The following is an 862-nucleotide window of genomic DNA, read 5'->3' on the forward strand; positions in this document are numbered from 1 at the left end:
CATCTGGCGGCCCAGGCGCTGCGGCAGGGCGAGTGCTCGATGGCGCTGGCGGGCGGTGCGACGGTGATGGCGACGCCGGGGACGTTCGTGGAGTTCTCCCGCCAGCAGGCGCTGTCGCCCGACGGCCGCTGCAAGTCGTATGCGGATGCTGCGGACGGTACGGGCTGGGCCGAGGGCGTGGGCGTGGTGGTGCTCGAGCGCCTGTCGGAGGCGCGGCGCAACGGGCACCGGGTGCTGGCGGTCGTACGGGGTTCCGCGGTGAACCAGGACGGCGCTTCGAACGGTCTGACGGCCCCGAACGGCCTGTCCCAGCAGCGGGTGATCCGCAAGGCACTGGCGGCGGTCGGCCTGTCCACGTCGGACATCGACCTGGTCGAGGGACACGGCACCGGCACGGTCCTGGGCGACCCGATCGAGGCGCAGGCGCTCCTGGCCACGTACGGGCGGGATCGCGATCCGGAGCGTCCCCTGTGGCTCGGCTCCCTGAAGTCGAACATCGGCCACACCCAGGCGGCCTCGGGTGTCGCCGGCGTCATCAAAACGGTGGNCTCGGGTGTCGCCGGCGTCATCAAAACGGTGGAGGCGCTGCGTCATGGCGTCATGGCGCCCACCCTGCACGTGGACGTTCCGTCGTCGCAGGTGGACTGGTCGGCGGGCGCGGTCGAACTGCTCACCGAGGCGCGGGCGTGGCCCGAAACCGGCCGACCGCGCCGGGCGGGCGTCTCCTCCTTCGGGCTCAGTGGGACCAACGCACACCTGATCCTGGAGCAGGCGCCGGAGGACGAGCTCGCCGAGCCGGCCGGATCGCCGACCGAGGGTGCTGTGCCCCTGGTCGTCTCGGCGCGGAGTGCCGGTGCGCTGG

General features: G+C 72.8%; 1 protein-coding gene. It reads left to right on the top strand.

Annotated features, from left to right (window positions below; translation table 11 throughout):
* A partial coding sequence (locus tag IEJ02_RS47855; RefSeq protein ID WP_191070514.1) for a beta-ketoacyl synthase N-terminal-like domain-containing protein occupies nt 1–862 on the top strand: 862 nt, incomplete at both ends.

Origin of the sequence: Streptomyces sp. 5-10 (assembly GCF_014712245.1) — a bacterium.
Lineage (GTDB): Bacteria > Actinomycetota > Actinomycetes > Streptomycetales > Streptomycetaceae > Streptomyces > Streptomyces violaceusniger.